We start from the raw sequence: 18,405 nt of genomic DNA, 5'->3' as shown, positions 1-18,405 counted from the left end.
CCTTTTTTAATCATAATTTTTCTTCCAAAAACTATTGACTATTTATAGTTTGTCACCTCTTTTATGCTATTATAATCTATGCCAGATCATCCGGTCCAAATCCAAGTGGAAAAAGTTCATTTAAGGTAAAGACATCATATTTATCTTTGCTGACTGCCAGAATAATCTTAAATGTTTTCGGATCACAAAACTCCATCATTACCTGTCTGCACACACCACACGGTGCTGCATACTCTGTCAGGATTCCATCCTTACCACCCACAATACAGATAGCTTCAAATTCTTTTACCCCTTCGCTGACTGCCTTAAAAAAAGCTGTTCTTTCAGCACAGTTTGTTGGCGTATAAGCTGCATTTTCAATATTGCACCCTGTATAATATGTTCCATTCTTTGCCAGAAGTGCCGCTCCCACATGAAAATGGGAATACGGTACATAAGAATAATCCAACTGCTTAATCGCCAAATCGATCATTTCTTCAATCTGTTTTTTGTCCATAATTCTGCCTGCCTTTCTGAGTCTCTCTGAACCATCAGGTTTTATTTTCTTTTTTCCTGTTCTTTATCTGCACGAATGAGTTCACGGACTGCCTCTACTGCAACTTTGATTGCTTTGTCCGTGTCATGCACTACCGGGTTTTCCAGTCCTGATTTTTCTCTTTCCTGATTGGCAATCACAAGAAAGCAGGCTCCTGCACGTACCCTTAAATAATTTGCCACAACAAACAGTGCCGCAGATTCCATCTCAGAAGCAAGACAGCCAAGACGTTTCCATGCTTCCCATTTATTCATCAGTTCATAGCTGACCGGTTTTACTTCCGGTTCATGCTGGCCGTAAAATGAATCTTTAGACTGTACTACGCCTGTATGAAATTCACAGTGTTCTCTCTTTGCACCTTCCACAAGTGCGTTGATCACTTCCAGATTGGCCACTGCCGGAAATTCGATCGGAGCATACTCCTTACTGGTACCTTCCATACGGATAGCGCCTGTTGCAACAACCACATCACCGCTCTTTACTTCCAGCTGCATACCACCACAGGTTCCGATGCGGACAAAGGTGTCTGCTCCGCAGCGATAAAGCTCTTCCATTGCGATTGAAGCTGACGGGCCGCCGATACCGGTAGAAGTTACACTTACTTTTACGCCGTCCAGTGTTCCTGTATAAGTTACATATTCTCTGTTGTCTGCTACAAAAACCGGATCATCAAAATACTCCGCGATCTTTTTGCAGCGTTTCGGGTCTCCCGGCAAAATTACGTAACGGCCAACCTCACCCTGACCTACCTGAATATGATACTGTTTGCTTGCATCTTCAGAATAATTTTTCATGTTCGCTTTCTCCTTTTCCGGTTGATAAGAACAATCATTTAATCTATATTAAGTATAAATGCCATTGAAAGCTTTTTCAACCATCCATTTCTGCGCTGTGTTCCTATTTCCGCCTGCCGGAAAGAAAAAAAGCTGTACGATTTTCTCTCGTACAGCATTCTTTCTTATAAAACCATATGTTATTCTTTATGCAAGTCTGCTTCCTGCGCGCAGCATACGGAACATTCTTCTTGCTGCGCAAAGGTAAAGTTCCTCCGCATTTTCCAGTGCCTCGGGAAGTGTCATCACTCCGTTGATCGTTGTGATCATCGATTCAATTCCATAATCGAAAATGTCTTCAGCACCTTTTCCCATGCTGCCTACGATTGCCACTGCCGGAATGTTATGTGCCTTGCAGTGCATGCCGACGCCCTGCATGACTTTGCCGAATACAGACTGCCAGTCGGTCGCACCCTCACCGGTGACAACTATATCAACGCCTTCCAGACGTTTGTCAAAATCAACCAGATCAAGTACTGTTTCAATTCCTGATTTCAACATTCCCTTCAGGAAAACCATCAGTGCTGCTCCAAGTCCGCCTGCTGCTCCGGCACCTTCTATCTGGTCCATATCGACACCAAACTGTGCTTTCAGGATATCACGATAGTTCTGCATTCCTTTTTCCAGCTCATCCTGAATCTCAGGTGTTGCACCTTTTTGTTTTCCGAATGTATAAGTCGCACCGTCTTTTCCGCACAGAGGATTGGTCACGTCACACATTACCGTGAAATTGCATTCTTTTACAAGCGGATTCATATCGGATACATCAATCTTGCGGATTTTGATCAGATCTTCGCCACAACCTTTCAGCTCTTCCCCGTTTTCATCAAGGAAACGTACACCCAGTGCGCGGATGCAGCCGATTCCGCCATCGTTTGTTGCAGAACCGCCGATTGCTATGGAAATATCACGGAAGCCTTTATTTAAAGCGTCCAGGATCATTTCGCCGGTTCCATAGGAAGTTGTATATCGTGGATCTCTTTTTTCATCCGGTACCAGTGGAAGTCCGGATGCTGCTGCCATTTCCATGACTGCTCTTTTTTCATCCAGCATTCCGTAACTGCAGGTAAGTTCTTCCCACAATGGTCCATGCACTTTCAGTGAACTGCTTTTGCCGTTTACTGCCGAAAGAACTGCATCTGTCGTACCTTCTCCGCCATCCGCAACTTCTATGCTGTCACATATGCAGTCCGGAAAAATCTCCCGGGCTGCACATGTGAGTAATTCTGCTGTTTTCGGAGAAGACAGGGTTCCTTTAAAAGAATCTGACGCAAATAAAAACTTCATTGGATGTCTCCTCTCAAGATACAATTTTTGGTTCTCTGATTATAAGAACAGAGATAATATAAAGATTTCAACCATTGAACTGATACCAAGAATCAGGGTAGCAACGGTCTGCGTTTTATAACCTTTTTCTGGTGTCATTCCACCAAAGTTTGTAACAACCCAGAAATAGGAATCGTTTGCATGGGATACGGTCATTGCTCCTGCGCCGATAGCCATAACTGCCAGAGCGGTACGAACCGGTGTTCCAAGTCCGAGAACAGTAAGGATCGGAGCTACAATACCTGCAGTTGTTGTGATTGCAACTGTAGAAGATCCCTGTGCTGTTTTCAGGATTGCTGCAAGAATGAATGGGAAGAAGATACCAATCTTCTCAAGCAGTGCTGCATTCTGTGTAATGTAGTTGATCATATCTGTAGAAGATATTACTTTACCAAGTACACCACCTGCTGCTGTTACAAACAGGATTGGTCCTACAGTTTTCAGTGTTTCATTTGTAATATCATAAAAATCTGCCATCTTGCCTGCACCGGAAAGCTGAACAATTGCAAAGATCGTACCAACTGCCAGAGCGATGATCGGTGTTCCAAAGAACTGAAGAATGTCATTTGCTGTTCCCGTAAGTCCTGCCATGCTTGCGATAGAACCAAGTGCCATCAGGATAATCGGTACAAGGATCGGAGCGACCGCATTAAAGCTTCCCGGAAGTTTACCGTATTCAGCAACAAGTTCTTCATATGTTTTCTTCACATCATTTGCATTTGCTTCATCATCTGCCTGTACTTTTTTTCCGATATATTTTGCAAAGAAATAACCTGCAATCAGCGGAAGGATGGAGCAAAGAGCACCAAGTCCCATAACCAGAAGAAGGTTATCACCAACGCCCATAGTAGATGCTGCTGCAATCGGGCCAGGTGTCGGCGGGATAAATACATGCGCGATGTACAGACCGGAAGAAAGTCCGATTGTCATTGCAACGGAAGATGCACCGGTACGGTTTACAAGTGCTTTTCTGATCGGGTTCAGGATAACGAAACCGGAGTCACAGAATACCGGGATAGATACAACCCAGCCCATCAGTTCCATGGCCAGTTCCGGATGGTTTTTACCAACGATATGGATAACTATATCTGCCAGTTTCAGTGCGGCACCGGTTTTTTCAAGAATTGTACCGATGAGTGCACCGAGAATGATTACGATACCGATACTGGTGAATGTTCCGGAAAAGCCCTGTCCGATAACATTTGCAAGACCAAGCGTTACAGTTCCGTCATCTGCTGTCTGATTCACAAGCGGAATTCCGGCAACCAGACCGAGTAACAATGATACGGTCATGATGGAAATAAACGGATGAATCTTGAACTTTGAAATTGCTACAATCATTAATATTATCGCGATAACAAACGCGATGATAAGTGGAAAACCTGTCATACTAACTCCCCCTTTTCTCATTTGTTTACATCAGGTTTTTCATTAATGACATGAATTTTAGCAAACTAAGAAAAGGATTTCAAAGTATTCTGACACAAATCATTGCGCAATTTTTGTTCTCTGATACCAAAACAGATGTTTGTATTATTTTTTTCGCAAGAAGAGCTGTAAAAAGATCAAAAACCACTTATCCTCATATGAACTCTGTGGATTGACATTCAGTACATCACGGATTTTATTATACTGATAAAGGAAAGTATTTTTGTGCATATACAAAGCTTCGGATGCCTTCGCCGTGTTAAAGTTTGTATCTACCAGCGTGTTGATCAGTTCTTTACAGCTGTTCTGCATATCTTCCGGCAAAATCTTTCTATATACATTAAAGATATGATCCAGTTCATCCTCTGGTACGATCGACTGAACGAAATCACAGATATGATCGTAAAAATAAACACTGTTGTGCCTGCTTTTTGTATTCTTTTCAAGCCACCTGCAATGCCGGTACGCATAATGATATTTTAAAAAGCTGTCCTGAAACGTACCGATATAAAACCGGCACACGATTCCCTCTCTCTGCATCCACTGAAGCGTACCCTGCAGATATTCCGCCAGAATGTACTTATACTCCGCGAACATTCTTTTTTCTGTGGAATCCATGGTCTTAAAAATCAGTATATATTTTTCATCGAGTGCAAAACTGATATCCTCGCTTTTATGGAGCCTGCCTTTTTTGACAGATTCCAGAAAATCCTTCTGATACTGTGGCTGCTCCAGACAGCAGAGAATTGGGATACGGATAATGTCTTCGCGGTACTGCAGTTCCTCTGCAAGGCGACGGAGCCCTTTCGGATCTGCATGGTCTTCGGAAGTGATCATCTCAATAAAGCGTTCTTTCTTCGTCTGTCTGCGGATAGACTGTAATTTCTGCCTCTCGTATTTAATCAGTACCTCGATCGCCATCTTCGTGATATTTGCGACCGGCCGGATTTCTTCGGGCTTCCCCGAAACCCCGACCACGCCAATTCTTTTTCCATCGATCTGGATGACCATGTTAATTCCCGGTGCAGTTCCCTCATATTCTTCGGAATCCTCCACCATGATAACATCACGGTCATTATGCGTGATCACGTAAGCTGCCTCATGAAAAGTGCCGACTCTCTTCGGATCAACACTGGCAATGATGATTCCGTCCTCGTTCATGATGTTGACATTATAACTGGTGTACTCACTGACTCTTTCAATCAGTTTCTTTGCAAGTGTCTCTTCTAACATGTCATGTCACCTTACTTTAATTTAAACTGTACATATACCGGATCATGGTCTGAGTAAGAATAACCGGTATTGATATTTTCATATTTCAGACATTCAATATTGTCAGAAACAATAAATCCATCCAGTGTAACTGTATATGTCTCGCCCGGAATATATTCCATATCTGCATTACGTGCACTGTCCCACAGGGAAGCACACTCTTCATCACTCAACTGGTCAATACAGAAAGAAAAATGATCCGGAAGTTCTGCTCTCGGAAACGGATATGCCCATGATTCTCGCTCTGCGGAATCGTCCTCAGCCGCCTTCAGATCATGGTTAAAATCACCTCCACAAAGCACATAATTACCTGCATCGTATTCTTTCTTCATATCTGCCGTAAGCATCCGGATCTGGCCTTCCCGGATCTCGTCACTATTTCCATACGCAGACATATGAAGTTCAAAAATCACCAGTTCTTTTCCGTTGTCAACCGGAACACGAGAGATGCTGTAGCAGCGGTCCAGATCAAAAAACTTGCTGAAAGAAGTGGATACCGGGAAACTCCTTCGCAGAGAATCCGTCACCGGATATCTGGAAAACAGCGCAAGCCCGGATTTACTGCTGCCATGCGGCTGTGTAAATGGATAAAACAGAAACGCAGAATCATAATTCTGTGCAAATACGCAGTCATAATCTGACATACAGTCTTTCAGAACAGAATATTCATTCACATGATAGCTTCTTGTAGAATCCAGATCTACTTCTTCGATCAATGCAAAATCCGGATCATAGGATGCCACCAGTTCTCCGGCTCCCTGAACTGTCTCAAGAACGCTGTCTTTACTCTTTGCCCAGGAAGATTTCCCGCCATCCATAAAGAAGCTGAAATCCGGAGTATATGCCCCAAAACCGATATTGTATGTAAGTGCAGAATACTCTTTGCCTGTTGTAAGTTTCGCATCTGCCTGCTCCACGCGGGACTCCACCTCAAGCGGCAGATTGTCTTCGATTCGATGATAGCTCGCATAAAGATAAATAAGATATGCAAGAAGCGCAATTACAAGAATGCCAATGATGATACCAATGATCTTAAAAATTTTTTTCACTGTTTTCATGGTTTTATCCTCGTTTCTTCGTTATCCACAAAAATGTACAGGTAAATATGATTCCTTTTATGATTGATGTCACGGAAAGTGCCCACCAGATTCCGCTGAGTCCGATCAGACCACCCAGTATGATTGCAAGTGGAATTCTTGCGCTGGTAAAGGTAATACTGATGATACTGCAAAGTCTCGTCCTGCCAAGTCCGGACAAGGCCCCGACGGTCGTCAGTTCCACGCACATAAAAGCCTCACTGAAACCAATGATCACCAGATAGCCGACAGCCGTTGCGACTGCTTTCGGTTCATGAAAAAAGATATCTGCAATTGCCTGAGGAAAACAGATAAATACGAAGCTGATCAGCAGTCCCCAGATACCTACCGTCCACAGAGACGCGCGATATCCCTTACGGACACGGTCCATCTTTCCTGCACCATAGTTTTGGGCAATAAAGGCATTCAGCGCTGCCGCAAAACCATCCGCCGTATTCCATGAAATAGATTCGATCTGTCCGCCGACTCTCTGCGTGGCAACGGCTTCGGCACCGTAGGCAGATACCATTCGCGTCAGTACCATGGAAATCGCACAGTAAGCCATACCCTGAATTGCAGTTGGAATGCCAATCCTGCAGAGTCCGCCAAGATATTCTTTCGGTATCTTTGCCGTCAACCGGATTCCCTTTAATACATTTTCTTTCTTTTGTATGATCACACCAAGGATCATCATCGTCATAACAATCGCCTGAGCTGTCACTGTTGCGATTGCAGCACCGACTACTCCAAGCTTCGGAAACGGTCCCGGTCCAAGGATCAGCACCGGATCAAGAATCATATTTGTAATAAGTCCGATCAGGTTGGCCAGAAACGGTGTCTTCGAATCACCCTGTGCCGTATACAACCCTGTCATTGTCAGCGTCAGAAATGAAAATACAATCAGTCCGCATGCAATCTTGGTGTAGGATAGGGCTGCGGTCTGTGCCTCCGGATCCGTCAACTGAAAAAATGCAACCATCTGCCGTGTAAACAAAAGCGAAATGACCGCGTATGCCATTCCCATAAGTGTCGCAAGCTGCACTGCTGCCTGTGCAAAACCATGGGCTCTGTCACGTTCGCCGCGTCCAATGCACTGTGCCACCTGCACCTGTCCGCCCATCCTCGCCATAGCCGCAAGTCCCTGCGAAAGCCATGTAAACATACCGCCGACTCCAACTCCTGCAACTGCTTTTGATCCCAGCAGTCCGATCCATGCCATATCTGTGATATTATATAAAGTCCCAAGAAACGAAGATGCCATGATTGGGATGGCAAGTTTCGTCAGTGTTTTCAAAATAGGACCTTTTGTTAAATTCCCTTCCATTCTCTTTCCCTCATCCGTTTTATTCTTCACCCATTAGTCCTATTATACATGGTTTAATCTATATTTTCATCAGAAAAATTCATAGTTATAAGCAATAGTTATAAGCATATTTCCAAATCACACCAATTTACCACTCATAAATTGGTTGACCCGTGCTATAGCAATCGTCTTCTTAGTCGTTGGAATCACAAAATGCAGGATAGTATATTAGAACTATACTTCCCTGCATTTCATTTTTAATGTTTATTTATATTTTACCGCTGTTCCGTAGGCAATCACCTCTGCCGCCCCTGCCATGACCTGAGAAGAACCATATTTCACACCGATCACTGCATCGGCATCCATCTCTTTTGCCTCATCAACCATACGCTTCGTGGCAATCTGTCTTGCCTCGTTCAGCATTTCCGTATAACCGACGATTTCACCGCCAACCAGTGTTTTCATGCCTGCCATAAAATCTCTGCCGACGTTTTTTGTCTGTACAACTGTTCCTTTTACGATTCCAAGCGGCTCAAACTCCACACCCGGAATATATTCAATACTTAGAAGCTTCATCCTCTTCTCCTCCTTCGATCTCTTTCATTCTTCCTGCAAGTGCTACGAGCGTTCCCACAATAATTACTGCCGGAATCCCTGCTATAAGCAGAAGCATTCCCAGCGGAATCGGATCCTGTGTGTTTGCCCAGAATACGATTACGATCGTAATCAGCATAAGCAATACCATAACTGCCGCACCAATGATCGCCCCGTTTCTTTTTTTCTTATGGATATCCATTTTGTTTATATCCATAAACTTTGCACCTTCTTTCTCCATCTGCTCAATTTCTTCCAGACAGTCCTCTGCATTAAGAGAATCCAGTGACCGGTGTTCCAGTATCAGGCGTTCGCAGATATCCTGCATCTTCGAAAGACCTTCCTTACGGTGTTCCAGTTCCTTCAGATGCTGTTCGAGGCAGATCTGCAGGCTTTTCTTTTTTTCGAAGAGAGCTTTCATTTCTTCTATGGAAATATCCATCTTGCGGAACAGTTTAATTTCCATAAGCCGATCGACATCTGCCTGATGATATTCCCTGTATCCGTTCTCTGCACGGGCTACATTGAGTAATCTCTGATCTTCATAAAAACGGATATTTTTTCTTGTGATTCCTACCAGCTCTTCCACCTGTTTGATTTTCATACTGCTACCTCTTACTTTCCTGACAGCCCCGGAAACCATTCACATCGCTGTCTGTATCTGTTTTATACAGCTTCCATAAGGTGGAAGGTCAAGTATTTTTTCAAATTTCTTTACTTTTATATGTCCATGCCGCTTTTACAAAGAACCCTGCTGTCTGTCACTCTTTAATATCGTAACAATGGATGCCAGCAGAAGAAACATCGGATAATAAAGCTTCGGCATGATCTGGAAAGCGGAAATTTCGCCGCCCAGCTCATTGACCGCTGAGATTGCCACGAGCATCTGTGCTCCATATGGAATGATTCCCTGAAAGATACAGGAAAATGTGTCAAGGATTGATGCTGTCTTTCGTGGTGTAATGTCATACTCCTGTGCCATTTCTTTCGCGATTGGATTTGCCATCACAATTGCAACCGTGTTGTTTGCCGTCGCAATATCCATCGCACCAACCAGAAGTCCCATGCCAAGCTGCCCGCCTTTTTTGCCTCGAAAAATCTTGTGAATCCATCCAAGCAGCGCATCAAATCCACCATATTCACGAATCAGAGCACACATAGCCGCAACCAAAATTGCCACCATACATGTCTCGAACATTCCGGATACACCAGAACCCATGTTTGTCAGAAGTTCCACCGGTGTGATATGGCCTCCGGCAAGCATAATGACTGCACCCGACACAATACCGGTCAAAAGAACCACAAACACATTGATTCCGACAATTCCCCCGATCAGCACCAGTACATACGGAAGCACCTGAAGCAGATGATAAGACTGTGTAACATGTCCTTTAATTTCCGTCTGAAAGGAAAGAATGAGAATCACGGCCAGGGTTACGACTGCCGCAGGAAATGCGATCCAGAAATTCTCCCGGAATTTATCTTTCATCTCACATCCCTGTCCGTTGCATGCCGCAATCGTCGTATCCGAGATAAACGACAGGTTATCTCCAAACATTGCTCCGCCTATGACCGATGCCACACAAAATGCAAGATCAAAACCGGATGCTTTTGAGACTGCTGCCGCAATCGGTACAAGCAAAGTGATCGTTCCTACGGAAGTTCCCATTGCCACAGAGACAAAACAAGCCACGACAAATAATACCGCCACGGAGAATCTTGCCGGAATCAGTGTCAACATGCAGTATGCCACACTTTCCGCACTGCTTCTTCCTACTACACCGACAAAAGAGCCGGCTGCAAGAAAAATCAGAAGCATTGTGATGATATTTTTGTCCCCGACACCACGCGCCATGAGTTCCAGTTTTTTATCAAAATCTACTTTTCGATTCTGCAGACATGCGGCCAGAATTGCCGCAAGAAACGCAACAACGATCGGTACATTATAAAATCCCATCGGAATTTTCATTACATATTCAAATAAAATACCCAGTCCAAGATACAATACAAGAAATATCCCGATCGGCAGAAGTGCAATGGCATTGCCTTTTTCTTTCTTCATTATCAAAATCCCTTCTCCATTTATTAAATATAGTAAAAAAAACGGGAAGGCTAAGCTTCCCACATAGAAACACAAACCGCACCAATCAATATTAAAATCACACCCGCTATTTTCTTTTTTGTGATTTTTTCTTTCAGGATTAAATATGCCAGTACCATCGTCCATATATATGTCAGCGAAGTTAATGGCAAAACCACTGAATAATCCAGCCATTTGAGTACCCAGATATTGATCACCGCTGACAGAAGATATAAGAAACCGCCCACATAAAGGTTTATATTTTTAAGCATAGCTATAATGCCTGCTTCTCCTGAAGCTCTTTTTAAAAATAAAGAAGCGACAGATCCAAGCAGCGTCATAACAAGAAGTTCTCCAAAATAAATCATCATTCCTCGTCACCTCCTGCTATCAGTATGACACCCGCAATAATAATCAGGACACCTATACTCTTTAATAATGTAATTTGTTCTTTCAGAACTGCCGCTGCCAGAAATATACTGAGTACATAATTCAGACTTAACATCGGCTGAAGTACGGAAAGTTTTCCATATTTATAGGCAATGATCATAACCAGTGCTCCCACTCCATAGAAGCAGAAGCCAGCCAGCATTACTATGATTCCCTGCGCAGCGGAAAGCTTCCATAATAACTGTCCAACACAGACACATATAGAAGAAACCAGCATCAATAAGATGCCTTTTTTATTTTTTTGAAATGATTCCAACATTTATCTCATCTACCTCTGTTTCGGATTATATGCCCCTCTGGCATTCTTAAGCAAAATTGACATCAATTCTGAATTGCCTTTAAAAAAGCTGATTTTTGTAGGTGTTTTTCCGGTTTTCGGATATGCCCTTTTTACCGGAATCTCACAGGCTTTGTATCCAATCTGGGTTGCTCTGACAGAAAGATATGCCAAAAGTTCATAAGTCATAAAAACATCACGTAATGGCTGCACTCTCTCATCTGTTAAATATCTTCTTGAATATGCTCTGTACGCATTTGTTGTATCTGTAAAGCGCTGATGCGCTGTCAGTGAAATGATCGGAGCATGAATCAGTTTGACCGATACCGTTCTGATAAACGGGGTATTAATTGCTTTTCCGCCTTTAATAAAACGAGAACCCTGAATCAGATCATAGCCTTCTTTCAGCTTTTCAATGAAATTGGGTACATCTTCAATACTATCCTTATTATTACCATCAATTGTAATAATACCTTCATACCCACGCTGCAAAGCCCACCATATGCCCATTCGAAGCTGAGCGCCCTGTTTGCCGACATCCTGTTTGACCAGAAGAGTATTTACCTGCAGACTCTTAAGTTTAGATTCTTCTGTACAACCATCAGAAGAACCTCCATCACATATTACGATATCTGCATATTCAGAAACTTTATACTTTGCAGCACGCTGCAGTTCTTTTTTTATACGTTCACCTTCGTTGATGATCGGTATTAAGACAACATAATCTTTTTTTCTTTTTTCATATTCGAAGCACTCAAATTTAGGCACCCCTGGCTGTTTTTCATAAATCATGAAAAAATCTCCTTCACATATTTCATTTTTTCTTCTAATAAATATATGTCATCTACTTTTCCCATCTCAATGGAAACAAAACCCTGATAATTCTCTTTCACTAAAATATCTCTTAATTCAGAATGAAGCTTTCTTTCTTCGACCGGTTTTAAGCCCGGCTCACTGATATGTACATGGTTAATGACAGAAACTTTTCCTATCAGTTCTGACAGGTTCTCCCCATTCTGAATAACTGTTCCCAGATCTAAATTCAACTTAAATCCATCAGATCCGACCTGTTCAATCAACTCTATCGCAGATACTGTGTCATTAATAAAATTGGTATTGTATATTGGCGGATTTGCCTCCATACCAATTGTTGTTCCCCTGCTGGCTGCATAATCTCCAATAGTTCTGAAAAAATCAGTTGCTACGTCAGGATCATACTCTCCCTCAATATTTCTGTTTCTCGGACAGCCAAACACCAGATTACCACAGCCGATTGCTGCTGCAAAATCGATTGCTTTTTTTGTATATTCTGTCAGTGCCTCTCTATCCTCCGGTGAATGGAAGATTTTTTCCTGTCTGCCATACCAGATAGACTGCATGGATGGAACGCAAAAACCATACTCATTTTTCAGGCTTTCGCTCCACTTTTTTGCATCTTCTAATTTGTCATACGGACTTTCAGGGAATATTCTGGTCGGCGCTATCTCCAATCCCCGAAAATCCAGTTTCTTCATTATTTTATAAATCTGTTCGTCAGACTCACTGACCCATCCGATATTTGAAATTGAAAGTCTCATTTATAATTTCTTTCCTTTGCCGATTTGAATGCCTGTACCATTTTGTTTACAATAATATAAAAACAAATCTGGATAAATCCAAAATACCATAAAACATAATTCATATGTGTATGTATATATGAATGTGACTTAGCAAGAATAAACCATGATTCTGCAGTCAGGAAAAAGATAATATACATCGCAAATAACTCAACATTCAGATGTTTATTCCTTGCCTCTGCCCCAAATATACAAAGTGGGATTACGCAAAGTATCGGGAACAGATTACCTCCAATTCCTGTAATTACTTCTGTAGAGAAATGGAAATACTGACAAAATACAGTCCAGACTGAAGCATTAAATGAATCCCAGTAAGATGTGAAAAATTCATTTAAATCTCCTCCTACGGTTCTTCTGAGGACATCTTGCTCAAAAATGCTTTTGATTCCTGCAATCAGATCACCATTTCCTCTTAATGGAGCATGCATACATATAGCTGTCGCAAAACCACACACAGCAACGATTCCAATTATTAAAATCGTCCGTACTTCCAGTTTAATTTTATCTTTGTCTTTATCTGCTACTGCCTTTACAAGATCAGCAAGTAAAAATGCAATAAGCCCCATCATGATCGCAGAAATATATTCATATCCACAAAGGCACTTTGCGGTAATTGCAATATATGCCATGACGTAGCTTGCGATTCTGCATTTTCTGCTTGAAATCTTCCATGCACAGAATATTCCGACTGCCATAGGAATGAACCAGGTAAACTCTACCCAATACAAATTTCTCGCAAAATTTATGATCCACGGCGACAGCCAGAACGTTACAAAGAAACAAGCTGCCAATATTTCATTATATTTTTTTGCAAGTAATACAACCATCACAGAAAAAACAAATGCTGTAATGACACAACATAACAGGTTCAGATTTGAAACTATTCCTCTGTTTCCGATCAGGCGAGCCAAATGTTTAAACACTTTTCCCTGAAGTCCATACTGGCTTCTATATGCCTGAAGCAGACTTTTGTGGAACTGCTCTCCTTTGGCATTTAAGAAAATGGCATTGTCTAACGAACCATTCTTTCCATAGGATATTCCTTCGCCATCTAATTTCATTATGATATTGGTTCCGTCATCTGAAATATCAATAATTTCTCTTTTAGAGCCGTCCGCAAACTGTATCCAGTTTCCGGCTGTTGCAACTTCCAGACTATACGGATTCATAGTCACTTTTATCGCGCACTCTGTCCGCGAATAACCATTATACCAGTCATCATCTGTTATATAGTTATCTGTTCGAGAATTTCTCAGCCAGCCTTTTAAATTGCAATATCCTCCTAATCCAAATCCTGCGTCGGATTCATTTCTGAAATATTCTCCATCTTTATCTGCATATATCATTCCCAATACCAGTGATTCACTGTTCGCCTGGAATCCTTCGTATTTCTTGTTTTCACTATCTATAGAATTATACTCGTAATTCCATGCAAGAACAGTAGTCATAAACAATATAACAGCTGCAATTCCAAAACATTTCTTCCCTTTAATATCAAATGTTTTGTATGCTAAAAACAGCCATAAAGCTATCAAAAACATACAGATCAGAGCTTTATTTTGAAATGTAAATGTGGAGTGCTTATATGCAAATGATATGAGTGCGTCACCCTCGACATTTTCCGCCGGCAGATATGACTTTTTCACTTTCTGTAAATGCGGAGTTACCTCACAGTTTTTTGCTGAAACAGTCAGTTTGTATTTTTGCCCCTGCTTAAGATCTGCCGATGTATAAACTTTGTACCAGGAATCTCCTCTCACAGTACTCAGATCAATAAGAACGGTGTCTTTTGTATTCCCCTTCTCATCTGCAATATTTACCTTGATCTCTCCTGAATTTTTAGACGGCTGGTTTTTAAAATATAATTCAATTCCGGTCATATACGGTTTTTTCGGTGAAAAAACCATATCATAATCTTGATCTGCAAGATCTATTTCTCCCTGATAATCGCTTTCTAAAATCTGGCTTAAATCTACTTCTTCTCTGAAATAGCCGGTTCTGAATATGTCCATTGGTCCCATCAGTATCATATACATAATTATTATTACTGAGGCAAGCCAAAAAAATGTTTTTTTCTTATTTATCTTTTTCATCTGCGTTTATAAATTCCTTTATCTCTTCTAATTCAGTTTCTTTTGTTTCAATATAATGACCATTTCCACCAAACGCCTCTGCATGAACAGTTCTGTAATCATAATTCGCAGGTACAGGATTGAGTTCATTTTTGAATTCTTCTCCGGTCAGATACTGATATAGTTCTCCTGCGGAAAGCGGTTCCGTTGCCGGATGCCACAGTGTAATGTTATTCTTAAGTGCAATCTGAATATCATTCCAAAGCCTTCCAAGATTATAAAACTGATAGATACTCCGGCTGTCTGTAAAATTGAGTGCTGAAAAGCCAAGTTTTCTGAACTTCTCTTTTAATAATTCTCTGTCATGCTCTGAAACTGCGACTTTATAGAAACCATTATCCTGCAGACTATAATATTTTTTTAAATCCGAATCCTTTTCTGATAGCTCTCTGAATTTGGACTCTTTAAGCATAAACGGAATTACATTTATGTAATCATAGATGAAGTTCTTTTTTATGTTCTTTCCAAAAAGTCCCGGAAGTCGGATAATCAATGCATCCGGATATTTTTCTCTTACCCATAACTCCAGTTGATAGCGGTTAAAACCGTACGCATGAAGATCTTCCGTATCAATCTCTGAATTTTCGTCCACACCTACCGGTGTCTTAAACACATCGATTGTAGAAATCAATACAAGCTTCTTTGGGTTTATCTTTGTAATATTATCCTCAGCCTGTTTTATCAGCTCCATATCCTTTTCAGGTGCATTGTTTGCCAGATATTTTTCCGCTCTGAGTCCGGCATATATCAACAGATCAGGATTTGTCCCGTATGCTTCCTCTATATTCTTTGAGTTATATGCTCCATCAAAAGAGCCTGCTGCATATATATTACTTCCAACAAACCCTGTATAACCAACAAGTGCCGTTTTCATTATAATTCCCCTTTTACTTTGTTAATTTTTCTATGCTTTCAAAATTGTACTGTTTTCTTTTGAATACGAGGTCTACTAAAAGTTGTAAATATTTGATAATTACTGTTAAAATTCCAAACAGCGCAAAGAAAGCAACCGAAAGAAACAGGATCGTGGTTGTCCATCCAGCGACAGGAGTCGAAGTTGCATAAATTGTAATAGAATATATGATCATAAATACAGACATGATCATCATAAGTACTGTCATTAATTTTGAAAAAGAATATCCCACTTCTGTAAACAAAAGAAGTGAATCAACTGCAAGATCTGTTCGGAAGTTTTCTTCTTTTCTGTCTGTTTCGCGATCAACTGTATTCACAACTGTATATTTCACATTTGCAGTCTTCAGTCCGCAGTTTGCATACACAGCTTTCCTGTAAGGAATCGTCTTATTCATTGCATCAACACGGTTTAAGACCCTGCGGCTCAGCACTCTGAAGCTTTCTGTCGTCATCTTGTATGAAAGATTTGTATACCGGTCAAAGACCTTATAAAAAATCTTAGAAGAAAACTTTTCTTTTCGGTCTGCGGAAGCACTTACAATATCAAATCCTGTAAGTGATTTTCTGTAAATTTCCATTATCATATCTGGATTAAAATCAAGAATTGTATTATCAAACTCAAAAACAAAATCTCCGATTGACATATCAATTCCTGCATTCATGGACAGTTCAAGTCCATGAAAATAGCTCATATTTACAACAGAAACACTCGTAATACTTGCTTTCTCACTTGTTTCCTTTATTTTTTGCAGTGAACTGTCATCTGATGAATCATTTACACAGATAATTTCAGAATGTTCAAAGTTATTTTCCATTATCTCAATAATGGTACTTAAAAAACGGGCTATCCTGTTCTCTGCATTATGTACATATATTACCGCAGATACAAAATTCTTCTCTTTATTCGCCATCACTTAACACCTCATCCAAATCATATACTGTATTAATTTTTCCTGATAAAACCGCAACAAACGTTGGTTTATCCGAAAATTTTCTTATTACTGTTGGTCTCGAATCATCTATCTCAGAACTCATAAGTATTGGTTTCATAGAGAAAAGTGATTTTACATATTCAAATCCATAATCGTCCAACATATATTTTCTTGCCAGATTTGCCATGTATGGAAATGCTGTTGCCGGCTTCGCTGGACAATCATTACAGTTTCCGAGATGGAATGTCGAACAGAAACCATTGCTTTTTTCCTGACAGGCAAATGTAGGTACACCATCATAGCTTGTTGTATGCGGTGTAAATGTAACTGATGTTAATGAATGATAACCAGTTTTACCAAATGGCATAATTGAAAAAAACGGGCCATCCATGACCGTAAATCCAATATTTTTCAGTTTTTCATTCACATCGCAGAGAATGATTTCACAAAGTTCATATTTGATACCAAACTTCTCATATCCTACCATATCCAAAATCTGATTTGTTCCCGCATAAGTTGCATTCAATACAAATCCTGACTGATATGCCCCCCCCCGTCTGCGGTATGTACGACAAATGCGTCTGTATCCTTATCTATACTCCTGATGTCAACTCCATACTTAATTTCAACAGAATTCGGATATTTCGCCAGTTCTTCCATGAAATAGTCTTTCAATATCATTGCGTCATATGTGTATTCCCTTGTTCGGAATACCCCATCGCACATGCCATCTTTAAAATAATTTCCGGGATGTAACTCTTCACACGGAATGTTTGCTGCCTTGCAGAACTCTTTAAACTGCTTTCCATTTGACCATGAATACTCTGCTGACGTGGCATATATCTGATCGAATTGCTTATTCACGCAAAAGGCATAATCTTTATTAAATCGTTCAAAATATCCTGCTGATTTCATAGCTGTAGATATAGATCTCGGATAATGATAACCCTGGTGAACTCGCGCCTGATTAATGTATGTTGCTCTTCTGAACGGGGTCGAATCACATTCCAAAACAATTACATTCTGTCCTCTTCTACAGCAAAATAACGCTGAATATAAGCCATAAAGTCCAGCCCCAATGATGATTTTATCGTATTTTCTCATTTTCATCCCTTCATTAAATCTATGCTTTTTATTTCTTTTTCAAGACATAAGAATCTTATCCTATAATATAATATAACCCCTGACTTTTCAAGTATTTACCAGATTTTGTGATATTATTTCATCCAACAGAAAAACCCCGGAAACCTTACGGTTCCGGGGTATCTTACGTTTGTGAGGTTCTTAAAATCTCATTATTTTCTGTGATTTTCGTGTCCATATTGTCCTGTATTGCCGATTTTCCGAGTTATATTTTTATTCTCTTTACATTTTAGTATCAAAATGGTATCACAGCTCCATTTTTATGCACTGGCAACTTTCCGGTTGTGGATTCCTGTCCTGACTGTTATAATCGAAACATGGGTGCTACCATAACGGTAGGCGGTTAGTCCTTCACCAGAGGGTTGCAGAGTGCCAGTGGCACTCGTTTTGCAACGACCGAAGTGAAACGGAGACCTGTGACCCTCTGATTACATAGAAACTCGAAAGAGAATCCACTGGAAAGGAGGGCTAAGCCAATGAGTATTGTTGACTT

At 40.9% G+C, this 18,405-nt stretch carries 19 protein-coding genes; all 19 read right to left on the bottom strand.

Annotated features, from left to right (window positions below):
• Window positions 1-76: 76 nt before the first annotated feature.
• Window positions 77-496 (bottom strand): cytidine deaminase, encoded by a 420-nt coding sequence (locus DWW86_RS14540; protein ID WP_117943806.1) that lies wholly within the window; start codon window positions 494-496, stop codon window positions 77-79.
• A gap of 41 nt (window positions 497-537) precedes the next feature.
• Window positions 538-1,329 (bottom strand): uridine phosphorylase, encoded by a 792-nt coding sequence (gene udp, locus DWW86_RS14535; RefSeq protein ID WP_117943805.1) that lies wholly within the window; start codon window positions 1,327-1,329, stop codon window positions 538-540.
• Between the two features lie 186 nt (window positions 1,330-1,515).
• Window positions 1,516-2,655, bottom strand: coding sequence for a glycerate kinase family protein (locus DWW86_RS14530; RefSeq protein ID WP_117943804.1), 1,140 nt, complete (start codon window positions 2,653-2,655; stop codon window positions 1,516-1,518).
• 39 nt (window positions 2,656-2,694) lie between these two features.
• Complete coding sequence (locus DWW86_RS14525) at window positions 2,695-4,083, bottom strand: GntP family permease (RefSeq protein WP_117943803.1); 1,389 nt, start codon at window positions 4,081-4,083, stop codon at window positions 2,695-2,697.
• A gap of 144 nt (window positions 4,084-4,227) precedes the next feature.
• Window positions 4,228-5,355: a CdaR family transcriptional regulator gene (locus DWW86_RS14520; RefSeq protein WP_117943802.1), complete on the bottom strand. Its 1,128-nt coding sequence runs from the start codon at window positions 5,353-5,355 to the stop codon at window positions 4,228-4,230.
• An 11-nt stretch (window positions 5,356-5,366) separates the two neighbouring features.
• Entirely contained in the window at window positions 5,367-6,452 is a 1,086-nt protein-coding gene (locus tag DWW86_RS14515; RefSeq protein ID WP_117943801.1) for an endonuclease/exonuclease/phosphatase family protein, read from the bottom strand.
• Window positions 6,453-6,456: 4 nt separating this feature from the next.
• Complete coding sequence (locus DWW86_RS14510) at window positions 6,457-7,794, bottom strand: MATE family efflux transporter (protein WP_117943800.1); 1,338 nt, start codon at window positions 7,792-7,794, stop codon at window positions 6,457-6,459.
• 243 nt (window positions 7,795-8,037) lie between these two features.
• The gene (locus DWW86_RS14505; protein ID WP_072522228.1) at window positions 8,038-8,349 is read right to left on the bottom strand and encodes a YbjQ family protein; all 312 of its coding nucleotides are present in this window, start codon (window positions 8,347-8,349) and stop codon (window positions 8,038-8,040) included.
• Window positions 8,330-8,971, bottom strand: a complete 642-nt coding sequence (locus DWW86_RS14500) for a MerR family transcriptional regulator (protein ID WP_117943799.1) — start codon at window positions 8,969-8,971, stop codon at window positions 8,330-8,332. Before DWW86_RS14500 ends, DWW86_RS14505 begins: the two co-directional genes overlap by 20 nt.
• 135 nt (window positions 8,972-9,106) lie before the next feature.
• Window positions 9,107-10,429 (bottom strand): Na+/H+ antiporter NhaC family protein, encoded by a 1,323-nt coding sequence (locus tag DWW86_RS14495; protein WP_117943798.1) that lies wholly within the window; start codon window positions 10,427-10,429, stop codon window positions 9,107-9,109.
• A gap of 50 nt (window positions 10,430-10,479) precedes the next feature.
• Window positions 10,480-10,818, bottom strand: coding sequence for an EamA family transporter (locus tag DWW86_RS14490; RefSeq protein WP_181985368.1), 339 nt, complete (start codon window positions 10,816-10,818; stop codon window positions 10,480-10,482).
• Complete coding sequence (locus tag DWW86_RS14485; RefSeq protein ID WP_072522231.1) at window positions 10,815-11,156, bottom strand: EamA family transporter; 342 nt, start codon at window positions 11,154-11,156, stop codon at window positions 10,815-10,817. Before DWW86_RS14485 ends, DWW86_RS14490 begins: the two co-directional genes overlap by 4 nt.
• Before the next feature lie 9 nt (window positions 11,157-11,165).
• Complete coding sequence (locus tag DWW86_RS14480) at window positions 11,166-11,966, bottom strand: glycosyltransferase family 2 protein (RefSeq protein ID WP_072522232.1); 801 nt, start codon at window positions 11,964-11,966, stop codon at window positions 11,166-11,168.
• A complete protein-coding gene (locus DWW86_RS14475) occupies window positions 11,963-12,751 on the bottom strand; it encodes a sugar phosphate isomerase/epimerase family protein (RefSeq protein ID WP_117943797.1) in 789 nt (262 codons plus the stop codon). The genes DWW86_RS14480 and DWW86_RS14475 overlap by 4 nt, the downstream gene beginning before the upstream one ends.
• Window positions 12,748-14,802: a hypothetical protein gene (locus tag DWW86_RS14470; protein WP_147338119.1), complete on the bottom strand. Its 2,055-nt coding sequence runs from the start codon at window positions 14,800-14,802 to the stop codon at window positions 12,748-12,750. Before DWW86_RS14470 ends, DWW86_RS14475 begins: the two co-directional genes overlap by 4 nt.
• A gap of 64 nt (window positions 14,803-14,866) precedes the next feature.
• The gene (locus DWW86_RS14465) at window positions 14,867-15,796 is read right to left on the bottom strand and encodes a sugar nucleotide-binding protein (protein ID WP_117943795.1); all 930 of its coding nucleotides are present in this window, start codon (window positions 15,794-15,796) and stop codon (window positions 14,867-14,869) included.
• 13 nt (window positions 15,797-15,809) lie between these two features.
• Window positions 15,810-16,748, bottom strand: coding sequence for a glycosyltransferase (locus DWW86_RS14460; RefSeq protein WP_117943794.1), 939 nt, complete (start codon window positions 16,746-16,748; stop codon window positions 15,810-15,812).
• Window positions 16,738-17,295, bottom strand: a complete 558-nt coding sequence (locus DWW86_RS17615) for a hypothetical protein (protein WP_353652723.1) — start codon at window positions 17,293-17,295, stop codon at window positions 16,738-16,740. The genes DWW86_RS14460 and DWW86_RS17615 overlap by 11 nt, the downstream gene beginning before the upstream one ends.
• Window positions 17,292-17,873, bottom strand: a complete 582-nt coding sequence (locus tag DWW86_RS17610) for an FAD-dependent oxidoreductase (RefSeq protein ID WP_353652722.1) — start codon at window positions 17,871-17,873, stop codon at window positions 17,292-17,294. The genes DWW86_RS17615 and DWW86_RS17610 overlap by 4 nt, the downstream gene beginning before the upstream one ends.
• Window positions 17,874-18,405 lie beyond the last annotated feature (532 nt).

The organism is Ruminococcus sp. AF17-22AC (genome assembly GCF_003460065.1).
Classification (GTDB): domain Bacteria; phylum Bacillota; class Clostridia; order Lachnospirales; family Lachnospiraceae; genus Blautia_A.
This window is presented reverse-complemented; position numbering and strand designations above follow the sequence as displayed.